Annotated in this window: 16 protein-coding genes; 5 read left to right on the forward strand and 11 right to left on the reverse strand. The window is 70.1% G+C overall.

Annotated elements, in window-relative coordinates; translation table 11 throughout:
* Positions 1-22 precede the first annotated feature (22 nt).
* The 3 genes from QSK31_RS19865 to QSK31_RS19875 are packed head-to-tail and all read right to left on the reverse strand — an operon-like array spanning position 23 to position 2,873.
* On the reverse strand, positions 23-1,771 hold the full coding sequence (locus QSK31_RS19865; RefSeq protein ID WP_285685686.1) for an MDR family MFS transporter: 1,749 nt from the start codon (positions 1,769-1,771) through the stop codon (positions 23-25).
* Positions 1,768-2,247 (reverse strand): MarR family winged helix-turn-helix transcriptional regulator, encoded by a 480-nt coding sequence (locus QSK31_RS19870; protein ID WP_285685687.1) that lies wholly within the window; start codon positions 2,245-2,247, stop codon positions 1,768-1,770. The genes QSK31_RS19865 and QSK31_RS19870 overlap by 4 nt, the downstream gene beginning before the upstream one ends.
* A gap of 11 nt (positions 2,248-2,258) precedes the next feature.
* A complete protein-coding gene (locus QSK31_RS19875) occupies positions 2,259-2,873 on the reverse strand; it encodes a class I SAM-dependent methyltransferase (RefSeq protein WP_285685822.1) in 615 nt (204 codons plus the stop codon).
* Positions 2,874-3,077: 204 nt separating this feature from the next.
* On the opposite strand from QSK31_RS19875, the gene QSK31_RS19880 reads away from it, so the two are divergent.
* The gene (locus QSK31_RS19880) at positions 3,078-3,719 is read left to right on the forward strand and encodes a response regulator (protein WP_285685688.1); all 642 of its coding nucleotides are present in this window, start codon (positions 3,078-3,080) and stop codon (positions 3,717-3,719) included.
* A 163-nt stretch (positions 3,720-3,882) separates the two neighbouring features.
* A complete protein-coding gene (locus QSK31_RS19885) occupies positions 3,883-5,277 on the forward strand; it encodes a hypothetical protein (protein ID WP_285685689.1) in 1,395 nt (464 codons plus the stop codon).
* On the opposite strand, the gene serA is transcribed toward QSK31_RS19885, so the two are convergent.
* Both serA and QSK31_RS19895 read right to left on the reverse strand, forming a co-directional pair.
* Positions 5,270-6,466, reverse strand: coding sequence for a phosphoglycerate dehydrogenase (gene serA / locus QSK31_RS19890; protein ID WP_285685691.1), 1,197 nt, complete (start codon positions 6,464-6,466; stop codon positions 5,270-5,272). The two genes, QSK31_RS19885 and serA, sit on opposite strands and share 8 nt — an antisense overlap.
* Before the next feature lie 43 nt (positions 6,467-6,509).
* Positions 6,510-7,415 carry an aminoglycoside phosphotransferase family protein gene (locus QSK31_RS19895; protein WP_285685693.1) on the reverse strand — a complete coding sequence of 302 codons (906 nt, stop codon included), beginning with the start codon at positions 7,413-7,415 and terminating at the stop codon, positions 6,510-6,512.
* 134 nt (positions 7,416-7,549) lie between these two features.
* On the opposite strand from QSK31_RS19895, the gene QSK31_RS19900 reads away from it, so the two are divergent.
* Both QSK31_RS19900 and QSK31_RS19905 read left to right on the forward strand, forming a co-directional pair.
* Positions 7,550-8,512: an ATP-binding cassette domain-containing protein gene (locus tag QSK31_RS19900; RefSeq protein WP_285685695.1), complete on the forward strand. Its 963-nt coding sequence runs from the start codon at positions 7,550-7,552 to the stop codon at positions 8,510-8,512.
* A complete protein-coding gene (locus QSK31_RS19905) occupies positions 8,509-9,351 on the forward strand; it encodes an ABC transporter permease (RefSeq protein WP_285685696.1) in 843 nt (280 codons plus the stop codon). The genes QSK31_RS19900 and QSK31_RS19905 overlap by 4 nt, the downstream gene beginning before the upstream one ends.
* A 541-nt stretch (positions 9,352-9,892) precedes the next feature.
* On the opposite strand, the gene QSK31_RS19910 is transcribed toward QSK31_RS19905, so the two are convergent.
* Complete coding sequence (locus QSK31_RS19910) at positions 9,893-10,273, reverse strand: histone H1-like repetitive region-containing protein (protein WP_285685697.1); 381 nt, start codon at positions 10,271-10,273, stop codon at positions 9,893-9,895.
* Positions 10,274-10,482: 209 nt separating this feature from the next.
* Between QSK31_RS19910 and QSK31_RS19915 the strand changes: the two genes are divergently transcribed.
* Positions 10,483-11,439: a zinc-binding dehydrogenase gene (locus QSK31_RS19915; protein ID WP_285685698.1), complete on the forward strand. Its 957-nt coding sequence runs from the start codon at positions 10,483-10,485 to the stop codon at positions 11,437-11,439.
* Positions 11,440-11,621: 182 nt separating this feature from the next.
* Here QSK31_RS19915 and QSK31_RS19920 read toward each other — a convergent pair whose 3' ends face one another.
* Genes QSK31_RS19920 through QSK31_RS19940 form a run of 5 tightly spaced genes read right to left on the reverse strand, consistent with a single transcriptional unit; the run spans position 11,622 to position 15,978 of the window.
* Positions 11,622-12,767: a glycosyltransferase 87 family protein gene (locus QSK31_RS19920; RefSeq protein ID WP_285685699.1), complete on the reverse strand. Its 1,146-nt coding sequence runs from the start codon at positions 12,765-12,767 to the stop codon at positions 11,622-11,624.
* Positions 12,768-12,821: 54 nt separating this feature from the next.
* Positions 12,822-13,910: a hypothetical protein gene (locus QSK31_RS19925; protein WP_285685701.1), complete on the reverse strand. Its 1,089-nt coding sequence runs from the start codon at positions 13,908-13,910 to the stop codon at positions 12,822-12,824.
* Positions 13,907-14,215 (reverse strand): PadR family transcriptional regulator, encoded by a 309-nt coding sequence (locus QSK31_RS19930; protein ID WP_285685703.1) that lies wholly within the window; start codon positions 14,213-14,215, stop codon positions 13,907-13,909. The genes QSK31_RS19925 and QSK31_RS19930 overlap by 4 nt, the downstream gene beginning before the upstream one ends.
* 9 nt (positions 14,216-14,224) lie before the next feature.
* Positions 14,225-15,325 carry a sensor histidine kinase gene (locus tag QSK31_RS19935; RefSeq protein WP_285685705.1) on the reverse strand — a complete coding sequence of 367 codons (1,101 nt, stop codon included), beginning with the start codon at positions 15,323-15,325 and terminating at the stop codon, positions 14,225-14,227.
* Positions 15,322-15,978 carry a response regulator transcription factor gene (locus tag QSK31_RS19940; RefSeq protein ID WP_285685706.1) on the reverse strand — a complete coding sequence of 219 codons (657 nt, stop codon included), beginning with the start codon at positions 15,976-15,978 and terminating at the stop codon, positions 15,322-15,324. Before QSK31_RS19940 ends, QSK31_RS19935 begins: the two co-directional genes overlap by 4 nt.
* Positions 15,979-16,050 lie beyond the last annotated feature (72 nt).

Consider the following 16,050-nt stretch of genomic DNA (forward strand, 5'->3'; position numbering starts at 1 on the left):
TTTCCGCGGCCCTGTTTCAGCTCTATTTGGCGTGTTCCGGTTCGTGATGGGTGTCCGGCGCCTGCTGCCCGTCCTCGTGGGCGCCACCGCTGGACGCCGGGGTCTCCGTCGCCGCCGCGGCCGCCTCGGCCTCGTCGGCGTCGGCGCGCTGCTGCTGTGCCGAGCGCTGGGCGAGCGGGATCTCTGGCAGGAAGAACACCACGACCAGCCCGATGATCATGACGGCCAGGGCCATCAGGAAGACCACCTGGATGCCGTCCGCGAAGCCGACCTTGAACGGGTGGGCCAGCACCTCCGGCAGCCGGCTCAGGAACGACGTGTCGCCGAGGTCACCGCCGCCGCTCGTGGCCTGCTGAAGGGTCTGCGCCGCGCTGGGATTCTCGGCCAGGGCCCGCTGGAACTCCGGTGTGGCCTGCGCCGACTGGAACGACGTGCCGATCTTGCCGGGCAGCACGTTGAACAGCACCGACAGGAAGACCGCCGTACCCAGGGTGCCGCCCATCGAGCGGAAGAACGCCACCGAGCTGGTGGCCACGCCGATCTCGCGCGGGCTCACCGCGTTCTGTACCGCGGTGATCATCGGCTGCATGTTGCCGCCCAGGCCGAGGCCCATCACCACCATGATCAGCATGGTCCGCCAGAGCGGGGTGTCGGCGTCGATGGTGGCGAACAGGCCCAGCGCGACGACCATCAGCATGCTGCCGATGATCGGGAAGATCCGGTACCGCCCGGTCCGGGAGATGAGCTGACCGGCCAGGATCGAGCCGGACATGATGCCGAAGACGAACGGGATCATCTGCAGGCCGGCCGCGGTGGCCGAGGAGCCCTTCACGATCTGCAGGTACAGCGGGACGGTCATCAGGCCGCCGAACATCGCCATGCCCAGGATGGTGCTGGAGATCGAGGACACCGCGACCGTACGGTTGCCGAACAACCGCAGCGGCAGCAGCGCCTCCTCCTTGTACGCCCGTTCGGCGAAGATGAAGGCGACCAGGCCGATGACCCCGATCGCATAGCAGAGGATCGCCCGGCCGGAGTCCCAGCCCCAGGTGCGGCCCTGCTCGGCGACGATGAGCAGCGGCACCAGACCGGTGATCAGGGCGAGCGCACCGGGCCAGTCGATCCGGTGGCTGACCCGGGTGTGCGGCAGATGCAGCACCTTGGCCACCACGATCATCGCGGCGACGCCGATCGGCACGTTCAGGTAGAAGACCCAGCGCCAGCCGTCGATCCAGAGGATCTTGTCGGCGCCGGCGAAGAAGCCGCCGAGGATCGGGCCGATGACGCTGGCGGTGCCGAAGACGGCCAGGAAGAAGCCCTGGTACTTGGCCCGCTCGCGGGGCGGCACGATGTCGCCGATGATGGCCAGGGCCAGCGACATCAGGCCACCGGCGCCGATGCCCTGGATCGCTCGGAACGCCGCCAGCTGGTACATGTTCTCGGACAGGCCGCAGAGCATCGAGCCGACGATGAAGATGCCGATGGCGAAGAGGAAGAACGGCCGCCGCCCGTAGATGTCGGACAGCTTGCCGTACAGCGGCGTCGAGATCGTGGATGTGATCAGGAACGCGGTCGTGGCCCAGGCCTGCAGGTCGAAGCCGTTGAGGTCGTCGGCGATGGTCCGGGTCGCGGTGGCCATGATCGTCTGGTCGAGCGCGGCCAGGAACATGCCCATCATCAGCCCGACCAGAACCGTGAGGATCTGGCGATGGGTGAAGTCGGCTGACCGGGCGGCGGGTCCGCCCGCCGGCGCTGTGCTGGTGTTACTCACGCGATCTCCCGTGGTGTCACGGCCGAGTCACTACGCAGCAGCGCCTCGACTGAGTTGTTGAATTCGACGAACAGGCCGGCGAACAGGTCGACGCGTTCCGCCGGCCAGTCCCGCATGACCCGTCCGATCAGCGCGTTGCGCGCCTCGGCCAGCTCGGCGACCGCGGCCAGCCCGGTCTCGGTCACCGCCAGCCGGGACACCCGGCCGTCCGCCGGGTCGGCCTCGCGTGTGACGAGTCCGGCCTTGACCAGCTGAGCCGCCTGCCGGCTGACCGTCGACGGGTCGGCCCGTTTGACCTCGGCCAGGTCGGTGACCCGCATCGGTCCCAGGTGACGCAGCGGGAACAACAGCATCAGCGCGGAGAAGTCCGCCCCGAGGTCACCGAAACTGAGCATGCCCTTGGCGCGGACACCCAGTCGTGCGAATCGCACAAGTTCTCCGGCGAGGCGGCCGGTCGCGCTCTGTTCCTGTTCCATTTGCGTGCAGCCTACAAGTTGTTGGTTGGTGAAAGCATTGTGTTTCGCATCTCCCACACCGCCGCAATCAGCGACTCAGCCTCCTCCAGCGCGCGCGGGACCGGAACCGAATATTCGGCGAGCCGGTCGAAGAGCCGCCGCGGGAAGAAGCCGCGATCAGCGTCGCCGACCACCACCCGGGCACCCGACCGGCGAGCGTCCAGCAGCGCCGCCGTCATCTGCTCGGCCACCCGGACGGTGTAGAAGACGTCACCGGCGAGCAGCACCTGCGGAGGTTGTTCCACCGGGTCGCCGAACGAAACGTCGTTGGCGGCGGCGTTGCGCCGGGCCGCCTCGACCGCGCGAGGGTCCGAATCGGCGACGGTGACCAGCGCCGCACCCGCCTTGGCCGCGGCGATCCCGACCAGGCCGGACCCGGTCGCGAGGTCGAGCACCCGCAGGCCGCGGACCACCTCGGGATGATCCAGGACGTACCGGGCGAGCGCCTGGCCGCCGGCCCACGCGAACTCCCAGAACGGCGGCGGCCGGTCGCTGTGGAAGGCGCCGTCGAACAACCCGCGGTTCGGCTCGGCCAGGTGGAGGGAGATCTCCGGAGTCAGGGGTACGGGTGTCAGCACACTGCTGATTCTCCTGTGACGTGAGGGGGTTCCCTCGACCGAAAGATCTGTTATAGCGACCGGTCGGCCTCATCCGTTCGGCGGGCGGGCATCCAGTTCGATCCCGGTGCGTGGATCGGATCGGGCTGTTCATACGGCCAGCAATCTTGATGCGTGAACATAGACTGCGGCGACTGTGTAGTGCGCGGGGGATGTGTTCGAAGGAGGTGGCGGATGAGTGACAGTTCGATCACGGTGCTCGTTGTCGACGGCCACCAGACTTTCGCCGACCTGCTTGGCGTGGCCCTCAACGGCCAGCCTGACCTGCGCTGGGTGGGCCACGCGCGGACCGGGCAGGAAGCGCTGAGTCTGGTTGGCGAGTTGCGTCCGGATGTCGTACTGCTCGACCCGGAACTGTCCGATTCAGACGGGATCGCGATCGCCGAGCTGATGCGGCACCGCTTTCCGGACACCAGAGTGGTGATCCTCACAGCGAGCAATGAGCAGGCTCTGGTCGGCCGGGCGACCGCCGCGGGCGCGGCCGGGTTCCTCACCAAGAACGGGCCGCTCGGTGACGTGCTCAACGCGGTGCACACCGCCCACGGCGGCGGCATGACCGTCTCCACCGACATCCTGGCCCGGTTGCTGCGCAGCACCGCGCCGGTGGCGGGCCCGCGGCCCGGTGGCCTGACCGCCCGGGAGCACGAGGTGCTCGAGCTGATGGCGGCCGGTCTCGATCCCCGCGCGATCGCCCGGCGACTCGGGATCAGCGTGCACACCTGCCGCGGCCACGTGAAGGCGTTGCTCGGCAAACTCGGCGCGCACAGCCAGCTGGAGGCGGTCGCACTCGCCCGCCAGCGGGGCATCATTCAGTAGCTTTTTGCGCGCAGAGTGCACCATTGGGTGGCGCTTGACCTGGGACTGGTGACGGAGAGTAATTCACTCCGTGACTCATCCGCAGCGCGCCGTCATCCGTACCACTCCCCGGAAGCGCAGCGGCGAACGATCGTCGGCGCCGACGCGATCGGGAGGACATCGCGTGGAACGTTCACCAGCCGATGAGGCCACGGCGTCCGATGTGGTCGTGGCCGATCTACCGACCAGCTCGGGCGCCCACTGGGCCAACCGCGACCGTCTTCGCAGCACCGGGGAGCAACCGATGTTCCGCCGCCCACCGGCCAGCAACTCCTTCACCGAGGAGGAGCGGCAACAGCCGTGGGACGCGTTCGGGTCCACGCCGCAGACGCCGCAGCACGCCGCCGCCGAGGAGCCCGCGCCGTCCGACACCGGCTCGCGCAGCCGAGCCTCCTTCGGAATGACCGACGAGCCGATCAGCGGGAACTGGTTCGGCCACGACCCGTCGCCGGTCTCGCCGGCCGGTCCGGTCGCCGCGCCGTCGCACGGTTACCCGGCGTCGTCCCAGCATCAGGCGCCGGACCGGTATCAGACCCCGGCCCAGCCCGAGCCGATCGCGGTCGAGCTGCCGGTCCGGACGGCCGAGTCGCACACCGGCACCCACCACTGGCAGACGCAGATGCCGATGGGCCGCGGTGAGCAGCCCGCGCAAGAAGCCGGCGCCGGGTTCTTCGACGAGCAGCAGCACCACGAGATCCGCGCGCACCGGGCGGACGCCGCGGCCGCGCACCACCACCAGACCGCGCCGCGCCGGTCGAAGGCACTGACCGCCGCCACCGTCACCCTGACCGCGCTGGTGCTGCTCGGCGGCGTCGGCGCCGGTGTCGCCTACTTCTCCGGCGACGACAAGAGCCTCGGCTCGGTCCTCCAGCTCGGCAACGACACCAGCGACAAGGCCGAAGCACCCGACGACTCGGTCGCCACGGCGCCGCTCGGCAACCGGACCAGCGCCGCCTTCGAACTGGTCGCGGGGACCCAGCGGGCCACCGTGAAGACCCAGGACCTGGGCAACGAGCTCTACCGGATCTCCTCGGCCGACGACTCCGGCACCGCGCCCCGGCCCACCGTCGACGCCGAAAAGGTGCGACTGCTCCTGGAGGCCAAGGGCGAGGGCGCCCGCGGCAACGTCGAAATCCTGCTGTCGAGCAAGGTGACCTGGGCGCTGCGGTTCACCGGCGGCGCCGACGAGCAGCTGGTCGACCTGACCGGCGGCAAGCTCAGCCAGGTCGACCTGACCGGCTCCAGCCGGCGGGTCAGCATGACGCTGCCCCGGCCGACCGGCACCGTGCAGGTGCGGATCGCCGGCGCGATCGAGGACCTGTCGCTCTCGTCACCGTCCGGCAGCCCCGTGCGGGTCCGGGTGGACGGCGGGGTCAAGACCGTTGCCGCCGGCACGCGTACGCTGCGCGACCTCGAGCCGGGCTCCACCCTGACGCCGAAGGACTGGAAGACAGCCAATCGTTACGACGTCGCGGCGGAGTCCCGGCTCACCCTGCTGACGGTCAAGACCCTCAGCTGAGGACCCGCAGCCGTACCGTCTGGTCCATGGCCCTCAACCTGTCGAGAACCTCGTCGGGGTAACCACCGCTGATGTCGGTGATCAGATAGCCGTACTCGCCGCGGGTGCTGAGCAGCTGACCCTCGACGTTCACCTTGTGCTCGGCGAGGATGCTGTTCACCTGGGCCAGCACACCCGGCGTGTTGATGTGCACGTGGACGATGCGGCTCATGCCGTCCTGCTGAGGCAGCGCGACGCCGGGCAGGTTGACGCTCAGCGTGGTGTTTCCCTCGCGTACGAAATGGGCGAGTTTGTTGGCCACGAAATCGCCGATGTCGGACTGCGCCTCCTCGGTGGACCCGCCGATGTGCGGCGTGAGGATGACGTTGGGCAGGCCACGCAGCTCGGAGACGAACTCGTCGCCGCGGCCCTTGGGCTCGGACGGGAAGACATCCACCGCCGCGCCCGCCAGGTGACCGCTGACCAGCGCGTCACGCAGAGCCAGGTGGTCGACCACGATGCCGCGGGACAGGTTGAGGAAGATCGTGCCCTTGCGCATCCGGCGGAACTGATCGGCGCCGAAGAAACCGAGGTTGCCCGGGCGGCCGTCCACGTGCAGGGTCACCACGTCGGACGTTTCCAGCAGCTCCTCCATGCTGGCGCAGCGGTGCGCGTTGCTCAGCGCGAGCTTGTCCGCCGTGTCGTAGAAGGAAACGTGCATGCCCAGGTTCTCGGCGAGCACGCTCAACTGCGTACCGATGTTGCCGTAACCGACGATGCCGAGCCGGCGGCCGCGGATCTCATGGCTGCCGTCGGCCGACTTGTCCCAGATGCCGGCGTGCATGCCCGTGTTCTTCTCGGTCAGCCGGCGGGTCAGCGCGATGATCTCGGAGACGGCCAGCTCCACCACCGAACGGGTGTTGGAGAACGGCGCATTGAACACCGCCACACCACGCGAGGCGGCCGCGACCAGGTCGATCTGATCGGTGCCGATGCAGAACGCGCCGATCGCCACCAGGCTGTCGGCCGCTTCCAGCACCGCCGCGGTGACCTTGGTCTTGGAGCGGATGCCGAGCAGGCCCACGCCCGGGATGCGCTCGATCAGCTCGGCCTCGTCGAGGGCCGAGCTCACGGACTCGACCTCGTAACCGTCCGCCTCGAGCCGCGCGACCGCGTCGGCGTGGATGTTCTCGAGCAGGAGGACTCGCACCTTGGCTCCGATCTAGATCTGGGGAAATTCCAGGGTAGTCGGCTCAACCCGTGAGACGCCGCCGCATCCAGGGGAGGAGTGCGTCACCCTGGGCGCGCTGGAACGCGCGGACGGTCGGCAGCCCCGGGGGCGGCGGCCGGCGGGCCTGATCGAGGAAGTAGCCGACGATGCCGATCACCGCGTCCACGCCCGCCGCGGGCAGCAGCGCGTCGCCGTCGCCGCCGTGCACCTCGACGTTGAGCGCGAGCAGGGTGAGATCGAGCCAGTCCGGGCCGTTGCAGCCGTGCGGCCAGTCGACGAAGAGGACGTCACCGGCCGGGGTGATCAGCATGTTGTCCGGGCGTACGTCGAGGTGCACCAGGGTGTCGCCGGTCAGCGACGCCAGCCCGCGGGCGGCGATGCCGGCCAGCTCGTCCAGCCGGGGGAGCAGCCAGCGCTCGAGGTCGGCCGGCGGGTTCGCCGCGATGCGGCTCCACCCGCCGAAGTCGGTGGCCAGGGTCTCCGCGGCGGTCTGGCTGTGCGGCAGGGGCGACGGCGTGAGGGAGAGGCTGAGGTCGCGGACCGCACGCACGGCCGCGTCGAGCTCGCTCTTCTCCCATGGCGTACGGGGGTGCCGGCCGTCGACGTCCTCGAGGACCAGCACGATCCAGTGGCCGTCGTCGAAGGTCCCGAGCAGGCGGGGCGCCGGGGTGCTCCGGGGCAGGGCGGTGTTGATCTCGGCCTCCCGCCGCGCCATCTCGGCCGACTTCGGGTTCTGATCGGGGCTGACCGCCTTCACGAAGGCGCGTCGTCCGGTCGTGGTGATCACCCGGTCGGCCGTACCCGGGGAAAATCCCCCCGACTGGGACACCGCCTCCGCCACGGCCGACCCGAGGATCTCCGCCACCGCGTCATGGACGTGCGCGGGAAGGTCGCGCCAGCCGATCCGCACTCCCACCGCCGGAATCATCCGTGCCCCCGCCTTCCGGTGTCCCGTCCCCGCATGGGAGAACCCTGGCAGTCCCGTCTCGATTACGAAACGGGATTTCCCAGGTCAACCGCTTGCCCCGAAAACTGTCACAACCCGATGGCAAAGTGTCTGCCATGAGCGCACCGGCCATCGAGACCAGCGGCCTGGTCAAGATCTTCGGCGACAACCGCGCGGTCGACGGGGTCGATCTCAGCGTGCCCGCCGGCACCGTCTACGGCCTGCTCGGCCCCAACGGCGCCGGCAAGACGACCGTGGTCCGCATCCTGGCCACGCTGCTGCGGCCCGACGGCGGCACGGCGACCGTCTTCGGCAACGACGTCGTCCGCGACGCCGACGCGGTGCGCGGGCGAGTCAGCCTGACCGGGCAGTACGCGTCCGTCGACGAGGACCTGACCGGTCACGAAAACCTCGTGCTGCTGGCCCGGCTGCTCGGCTACCGCAAGCCCGAGGCGCGCGCCCGAGCCGGCCAGATGCTCGAGGCGTTCGGCCTGACCGACGCCGCCGACCGGCAGGTGAAAAAGTACAGCGGCGGCATGCGCCGGCGCCTCGACATCGGCGCCAGCATCCTCAACACGCCCGACCTGCTCTTCCTCGACGAGCCGACGACCGGGCTCGACCCGCGCAGCCGCAACCAGGTGTGGGACATCATCCGGGTGGTGGTCGCCAACGGCACCACCGTGCTGCTCACCACGCAATACCTCGACGAGGCCGACCAGCTGGCCGGGCGCATCGCGGTGATCGACCACGGCAAGGTGATCGCCGAGGGCACACCCGGCCAGCTCAAGTCCTCGATCGGGGCCGGCACCGTCCACGTGCGCCTCCGCGACGCCGCCCAGCGATCGGCCGCCGAGCGACTTCTCGCGACATCGCTGGCGGCCGCGGTGACCCTCGAGGCCGACCCGGTCGCGCTCAGCGCCCGGGTGGACGCCGGCGGCTCCGAGCAGGGCGCCGCCGAGCTCGCCTCCCGGGCCCTGGCCGCGCTGGCCGGGGCCGGGATCGTCGTCGACGACTTCTCCCTCGGCCAGCCCAGTCTGGACGAGGTCTTCCTGGCTCTGACCGAGGTGAGATCAGCATGACCACCACAGCCACCGAGACCACCGCCTACCAGCCGTCGGCGGACACCCTGGCGGCCGTGCTCGTCCGCGGCGACCGCCCGCGCCGCCCCAGCGCCTGGTCGGCGTCCGTGACCTTCGGCTGGCGGGCGATGCTGAAGATCAAGCACGTCCCCGAGCAGCTCTTCGACGTCACGGCCTTCCCGATCATCATGACGCTGATGTTCACCTACCTCTTCGGCGGCGCACTGGCCGGGTCGACGGGCGACTACCTGCAGTTCTTCCTCCCCGGCGTGATGGTCACCAGCGTCGTCATGATCACCATGTACACCGGCGTCGGCCTCAACACCGACATCGAGAAAGGCGTCTTCGACCGCTTCCGGACGCTGCCCGTGTGGCGCCCGTCCGCCCTGATCGGCATGATCTTCGGCGACGTCCTCCGCTACATCCTCGCCGCCACGGTCATCCTGGCCGTCGGCCTGATCCTCGGCTTCCGCCCCGCCGGCGGCGCCCCCGGCGTCCTGGCCGGCATGGCGCTGCTGGTCGTCTTCTCGTTCGCCTTCTCCTGGGTGTGGACCATGTTCGGCCTCATCCTCCGCTCGGAGAAATCGGTCATGGGCGTCAGCATGATGGTCCTGTTCCCCTTGACCTTCCTCAGCAACGTCTTCGTCGAGCCACGCACCATGCCCGGCTGGCTGCAGGCCTTCGTCAACATCAACCCGATCAGCCACTTGGTCGCCGCGGTCCGCTCCACCATGGACGGCACCTGGAACCCGGCCGAGATCACCTGGACCCTCATAGCGAGCGCCGCCTTGGCCGCCATCTTCGGCACCCTGACCATGCGTCTCTACAACCGCAGATGACCACCGACCGCACTTCCGCCTCCGAGTGCGCCTCCGCCTCCGCCTGTGCTTCCGCGTCTGCCTCCGCCTGGGCTTCCGGCTCCGACTGCGCGTCCGCGTCCGAGTGCCGCGCAGCTACCGACGTTTCCGCGGCGGCCGCGGGACGTCGCTCATCCTCCGGTCGTCTCGATGCCGAGGATGAGTCGCATGGGCTCCGCACTTTGACTGACGGAACCGAGCCGGGAGGCATTTCGTCGGGGCGGTTCTCGAGCGACGCTGAGGAGTGGCACGCGCGGCTGGTCGCTTCTGCTGCGGAAGCCGCACGGCAGCGGGCAGAGCTTGCCGCCGAGCGACGTGACAGAGCTGCTCGCCGCAAGGCGGGCATGGTGGCCCGCCACGCCTGGCGACAAGCCCGCCTCGACGCTCGCGCCGCCGACGCTGATCGCCCTCGTCCGCCGAGTTAGCAGCCCCTGATCGCCCTCGTCCGCCGAGTTGGCAGCCGCTGATCGCCTCCTTCCACCGAGTTGGCAGCCGCTGCCGCTGATCGACTCCTTCCGCCGGGTTAGCGGAATCGCGCCGGGGCCTTGCGCGCTTGGGTCTTGCGCGCCAAGGTCTTGCGCGCCAAGGTCTTGCGCGCCAAGGTCTTGCGCGCCAAGGTCTTGCGCGCCAAGGTCTTGCGCGCCAAGGTCTTGCGCGCCAAGGTCTTGCGCGCCAAGGTCCTGCGCGCCTGGGTCTTGCGCGTCAGGGTCTTGCGCGTCAGGGTCTTGCGCGCCTGGGCCTTGCCGCGCTCGGGATCCGCTTGCGGTGGCGGACTGGTTCGTGGTGAGAGATCCGCTCGCGCTGGAGCTTGTGCGCTGAGGGATGTGCTCGCGGCGGCGGACTTGCTTGACCGGGGCCGCTCTCGCTCCGGGGATCTGTCGGCCCCTCGCTTTTGGGGAGCCATCAAGTCAGCGTCTCTCGCGGTTGCGTCTCTCGCGGTTGCCTCGACGTCTGAGGTAATCGGCAGGACCAGCTCATAGACGCGCGGATTTGGTGGGCCGGAGCTCGTGGCCGGCGAGTGGGGTGTGCGTTGGTGCGTAACGGTGATCACTCGGGTTAATCATTGAGTTTATCAAGTATTGGCTCGACGATGGGGTCATGAGGATGACTAGGGTGCGGCTGACCGCGGCGGGTGGGCCTGAGGTGCTTGCTGTTGAGACGGGGGATGTGCCGGAGGTTGGATCGGGGCAGGTTCTGATTCTGGCTGAGGCTGTGGGTGTTGCCTTCAATGACGTCACTACCCGGCAAGGGCTCAACCCGGGGCGGTTGCCTGACGTGCTGGGGTTTGACGTTGTCGGGCATGTTCTGGCGGTGGGGGCCGGTGTTGCCGAGCTTGGTGTGGGGGAGCGGGTTGGCGCCCTTGTCGGCACGGGTGGTTATGCGACCCATGTGGTTGCGTCGGCTACCCATGTCGTGGCTCTGCCTGAAGGGCCGGATGCCGCGGTGCTTGACGCGTTGATGTTGAACTATCTCACTGCCTGGCAGATGTTTCATCGGGTTGCCCGAGTTCGGGCGGGGCAGTCGGTGCTGGTGCTGGGGGCGGCCGGGGGTGTGGGGTCGGCGTTGACGCAGATTGCGCGGTCGGCGGGGGTTGCGGTCTTCGGCACGTCCGGGGTGGCACGCCGGGGACGCGTGGAAGGACTTGGCGCTACCTGGGTTCCGGGTGCTGCCGCGGTGCCCGTACCGGTTGCGGCGGTCTTTGATCCTGTGGGTGGGCCGTCGTTGGCGGTGTCGCGGCGGGCGGCCGCGCGCGATGGTGTGGTGGTCGCCTACGGGTTCAGCTTTGCGGCCGGTGCGGGGCATTCGAAAATGGGTGCGCTTGGTCGCACCGTTGCCGCCATTGCACGGGCCAAGCTCACGCCGGGGGCGCGGCTTGTGCTTCATGCCGTGGAGAGTGCGGTCGAGAAAGATCCGGCGGGGTTTCGCGCGGATGTCGCCGGCCTGGTCGGGATGCTTGCCCGTGGGGAGATCGCGCCCGAGGTGACCGTGTTGCCGCTCGCTGAAGCGGCTGAAGCGCATCGGCGGCTCGAAAATCGCCTGGTCACCGGGAAGTTAGTGCTTGTCCCCTGACACTGTGGGGCGACCCCGACGGCCCCTCGGCGCCAACGCAGGTGCCTCCGCGCCGACTCCCGTCGCCCCCGTGTCAAATCAGGCGCCTCTGCTCGGTGTCTTTCCGCGACAACGCCTTCCGCGCCGGTGTCTTACAGCGCCGGCGTCCCTCCTCGGCAACGCGGGCGCTTCGAGCCGGTGAGTCACGTGTGCGTGTGAGTTCTCGGGTCGGGCGCGAGCGGGGGCGTCGGGTTGAGGGGGCTGCGGGCTTGGGGGATGCGCTGGCCGGTGAGAGCTGTGCGGAAGGGGATCACGGCGGCGATCGCCACGGCCAGGAAGAGGCGGGAGTTCGTCCACAGCGGATGGTCCACGGCAGTGATCGGCAGGAGCATGGCTGTCAGGACCACGGTCGTCCAGGCGGCTTGGGCTCGGCGGGTCGGCAGGGGGAGGAGCACGGCCAGGACCAGCCAGATCTGGTGGTGGGTCCAGGACACGGGGGACAGGACCACGGCCGCGGCGCCGGTTGTCACGGTTGCGGTCAGCCAGTCGCCGGAGCGGGCCGCGCGCGTGGCTCGCCACAGGGCCAGGGCGGCCACGGCGCCTCCGATTGTCAAGGTCAGGAGGGTGCGCGGTGTCTCGGGGACGGACAGGCGCAGGAGCATGCCGTTCAGGGACTGGTTGCCGGCCGAGGTGATGTGGCCCAGGCGGCTGACCTGGAAGACCTCCGTGGTCCAGTAGCGCAGGCTGTCGCTGGGCAGGGCTGCCGCGGCCACGACGGTGCAGGCGGCGAAGGTGCCGGCCGCGACCAGCGATGCGCGGCGGCGGGCGGCCAGGAACAGCAGCGGGATGAAGATGAGCGGTGTCAGCTTGACGGCCGCTGTCAGTCCGATGAGGACTCCGCAATAGCGTGTGTTGCGCAGGATCAGCAGATCGGTCAGCGCCAACGCCGCCAGGAAGATGCTGACCTGGCCGAAGCGCAGGTTGGACGCGAACGGGGCGGAGAGCATCAGCGCCAGCGCGAGCCAGCCGCTCACGTCGGTGAGCCGGTGGGACTGCCTGGTGGTGAGGATCGCGACGGCGGCGACGGTCGCGATCGTCGCCAGGGTCCAGAGGATCTGGACCGCGGGCAGCGGCAGGGCCGTCAACGGGCGGAACAGCAGGGCCGCGAACGGGGGATAGGTGAAGGGCGCGTCGCCTCGGATGAAGTCGTAGAGGCTGGGGGCCGCGGCCGCGCCCAGGTAGACGTGCAGGTCGGACAGGCGGGCCTCGACGGGGCGGGACAGCATCGCCCAGCCGGTCACGCCGCCGGCCGCCGTCGCGCCTGCCCACGCCCACCGATTGAATCCCATGGTAGGAACTCTACATAGGGGTTGGACTGTGGTGGAAGGCTCGTGGCGGGACTGTTATCGAGGTGTGGCGGGCTCGGTCAGGCGGAGGGTGAGGGCCGCGGCGAGGAGGGCCGTCACGGCTTGGCCCGTGGGATGGGCGGCGAAGCCGAAACCGAAGACGGCGGAATGGTCGAGGACGCGGCCGGCAAGGGCCGTGGGGTCGGCGGTGGCCAGGAGGGTGGCTTCGCAGACTGCCACGGCGGCCAGGGCGGTGGCCGCGCCGAGGGTTGCCTGGCGGCGCGGGGATCCCGGTTCCCCCAAGATCAGGACGACGACGGCGCGGCCAGTGGCACGCGCGGTGGTGAGAGCGCGGCGGGGGAGGGTCGGGACGACGACGGCGCGGCCAGGGGTACGCGTGGTGGTGGGAGTGCGGCGGGGGAGGGCCAGGGCAAGGACGAAGACGGTGCAGAGGAGAAGTGGGGTGGTCATGACCGCGGCGTTGGCGAGAAGGAGTGCCGAGGCGTGGCCGGTTTCTGGCGGCAGCAGGGACAGCGGGAACCACATCGGAGCGGACCAGAGGCTGACGCCCAGGGAATGGGCGGCGTGCAGGGAACCGGCGGCTGTGGCGGCGATCAACGAGATCGTGCTGCCGAGGAGGAGCGCGGGGACTCTTCGGAGGAGGCGGATGGTGGCGAGCATGGCCACGGCCCAGGTGGCGACCGCGGGGGCCACGTCTTGGAAGCCCATGAAAGGCATGACCGACACCGCGTTGCCGATGAAGAGGAAGACGAACAGGGGCGGGGTCAGCAGCAGGACGGCCGCGGCCGGGGACATCCGGGCGCGCCAGGCGGCCAGGGCCATGAGAAGGGCCGCGGGGAGGAGAAGGATCGCGGTGGTGGCGTGGACGGCGTTGCTCAGGGCGCCCGCCAGGAGGGTCGCGCCGGCCGCCGTTGCCACAGTCGCGAACCTCGTCGCCCAGGACGGGCCGTCCGCTGTCGGTGCGACGGCGAGGCTCCCCGCGTACCCGAGGATTTGGAAGCGTGATGAGCCGGCGGCGGACAACTCAGCCTGCCACTCACGCAGCAGGTCCGCGGAGATGTCGGGCGGCCAGCGGCGGGCGGCGGCCCTGAGCAGCAGGTGGGCCAGGCGCAGCGTCAAGGTCATGCCGGCGCCTCGCCCAGGAACGGCGACATCTGCTGCCGCATCAGGGCGACCTCGCGCCGCGCCTCGGCCGTGCCGTCGGCGGTGAGCAGGTAGTAGCGCCGGGCGGGGCGGCCCTCGGCGGCGGGATCGGTCTGCTCCCAGCGTGACTCGACCCAGCCGGCTTGTTGCAGGCGGACCAGGATGGGATAGAGCGTGCCGCTGGGCAGGCCGGTCGCCTGCATGAGCTGGAGGCCATAGCGTTCGTCGCCGCCCGCGGCCAGCAGGGCGGCCACCACTTTCAGCACCGACGCCGTCATCCGGGGCATGTACGCACCCTACATAGGGTCCGCCACCCGCGGAAGGGTCACCGTGACGACGAGGCCGCCGTCGGGGCGGGCGACCGCTCGGGCGTCGCCGCCGTGGGCCCGGGCGACGGCGCGGACGATGGACAGGCCGAGGCCGGCGCCGGGGGAGGCCAGGCGTTCCGTGCCCAGCCGGCGGAACGGCTCGAACAGGCCCTCGACCTCGTACGGCGGCACGACCGGGCCGGTGTTGCCGACCTCGATGAACGCGTGCGGGCCGTACGTGCCGGTGACCACGCACACCCAGCCACCGGGCACGTTGTGCCGGAGGCCGTTCTCGACGAGGTTCTGGACCATGCGTTCCAGCAGGATGGGGTCACCCAGCACGGGCGCCTCGGCCAGCTTGGTGTCCGCGGTCTCGGCCACGTGGTCGGCGACGTCGGCCAGGTCCACGTAGGACATCCTGGCGGGCTCGCGTTCCGACCTGCCCAGCATGAGCAGGCCGTCGATCAGCCGGCCGTGCCGGTCGTTGATCGCGAGCAGGGTGTCGCCGAGCTGGCGCATCTCGGGCGCCACCTGCGGCGGGGTCAGCGCGACCTCGAGCAGGGTGCGGTTCAGGGTCAGGGGCGTACGCAGCTCGTGCGACGCGTTCGCGATGAACCGCCGCTGTCCGTCGAAGGCGTGGTCCAGGCGGGTCAGCATCAGGTCGAACGTGTCCGCGAGGCGTTTGATCTCGTCGTCGGGGCCGTCCAGCGCGATCCGCTCGCGGAGGCGGCCGTCGGCGGCGGGCGCGTCGGCGATCCGGCGGGCCGCGGCGGTGATCCGGTTGAGCGGTTGCAGCAGCAGGCCGGCGATCAGCCAGCCCAGCGCGATCGCCACCGAGGCGACCACGATCAGCGCGATCCCACCCTGGGTGAGGATCGTGGACAACGCGTCGTCCCGGGCGTCCTCGGCGAACCGCTGGACGAAGGTGGTGTCGCCGCCGACGCCGGGCTGCGGCGGCCGGACGTTCTCCACCCGGAGAGCGATCTTGGTGGGTAGCTGTTTGGACACCAGGAGGGAGGTGACGGCGAGCAGCAGCAGGCCGGCGAGCAGGAACAGGCCTCCGTAGACGAGGGTCAGCCGGAGTCTCATCGGATGCGGTACCCCACTCCCGGGTCGGTCAGCAGCACCGGCGGGTCGCCGAGTTTGCGTCGCAGTTTGAGGATCGTCATGCGTACGGCGTGGGTGAAGGGGTCGGCGTTCTCGTCCCACGCCTTCTCCAGCAGCAGCTCGGCCGAGACCGAGGTCCCGTCGGCGCGCAGCAGCTCGGCGAGCACCGCGAACTCCTTGCGGGACAGCGGCACGTAGCGGCCGTCGCGGAACACCTCGCGCCGGTGCGGGTCGAGGCTGATGCCGGCGCGGCGCAGCACCGGCGGGGCGGCGGACCGGGACCGCCGGCCGAGCGCGGCCACCCGGGCGATGAGTTCGCGCAGCTCGAACGGCTTGGGCAGGTAGTCGTCGGCGCCGAGCTCCAGGCCGTCGATCCGTTCGTCGACGCTGCTCGCCGCGGTCAGCATGATCACCTTCATCGGGGCGCCCGCGTCGGCGATCCGGCGGCACACCTCGTCGCCGTGCACCACCGGCAGGTCGCGGTCGAGGACCACCACGTCGTAGTCGTGCACGCCGGTGCGTTCCAGGGCGGCGCCGCCGTCGTACACCACGTCGACGGCGTGCGCCTGCTGTCGCAGCCCGGTGGCGACCGCGTCAGCCAGGAGCTGCTCGTCCTCGACCACCAGGATCCGCATCCCCCCATGGTGACCCACGGTGATGTCATCTGGGCGTCATCGTTTTCGCTGACGCCCGGGAAATACGACACG

It is taken from the genome of Actinoplanes sp. NBRC 103695 (assembly GCF_030269485.1).
In the GTDB taxonomy this organism is placed as follows: domain Bacteria; phylum Actinomycetota; class Actinomycetes; order Mycobacteriales; family Micromonosporaceae; genus Actinoplanes.

Bases quoted from the DNA above. Each gene is read 5' to 3' on its own strand.
- QSK31_RS19920 (WP_285685699.1), bottom strand. From the start codon at position 12,767: ATGGGATTCAATCGGTGGGCGTGGGCAGGCGCGACGGCGGCCGGCGGC.
- QSK31_RS19880 (WP_285685688.1), top strand. From the start codon at position 3,078: ATGAGTGACAGTTCGATCACGGTGCTCGTTGTCGACGGCCACCAGACT.
- QSK31_RS19940 (WP_285685706.1), bottom strand. From the start codon at position 15,978: ATGCGGATCCTGGTGGTCGAGGACGAGCAGCTCCTGGCTGACGCGGTC.
- QSK31_RS19895 (WP_285685693.1), bottom strand. From the start codon at position 7,415: ATGATTCCGGCGGTGGGAGTGCGGATCGGCTGGCGCGACCTTCCCGCG.
- QSK31_RS19870 (WP_285685687.1), bottom strand. From the start codon at position 2,247: ATGGAACAGGAACAGAGCGCGACCGGCCGCCTCGCCGGAGAACTTGTG.
- QSK31_RS19905 (WP_285685696.1), top strand. From the start codon at position 8,509: ATGACCACCACAGCCACCGAGACCACCGCCTACCAGCCGTCGGCGGAC.
- QSK31_RS19900 (WP_285685695.1), top strand. From the start codon at position 7,550: ATGAGCGCACCGGCCATCGAGACCAGCGGCCTGGTCAAGATCTTCGGC.
- QSK31_RS19910 (WP_285685697.1), bottom strand. From the start codon at position 10,273: ATGGCTCCCCAAAAGCGAGGGGCCGACAGATCCCCGGAGCGAGAGCGG.
- QSK31_RS19925 (WP_285685701.1), bottom strand. From the start codon at position 13,910: ATGACCTTGACGCTGCGCCTGGCCCACCTGCTGCTCAGGGCCGCCGCC.
- QSK31_RS19930 (WP_285685703.1), bottom strand. From the start codon at position 14,215: ATGCCCCGGATGACGGCGTCGGTGCTGAAAGTGGTGGCCGCCCTGCTG.
- QSK31_RS19935 (WP_285685705.1), bottom strand. From the start codon at position 15,325: ATGAGACTCCGGCTGACCCTCGTCTACGGAGGCCTGTTCCTGCTCGCC.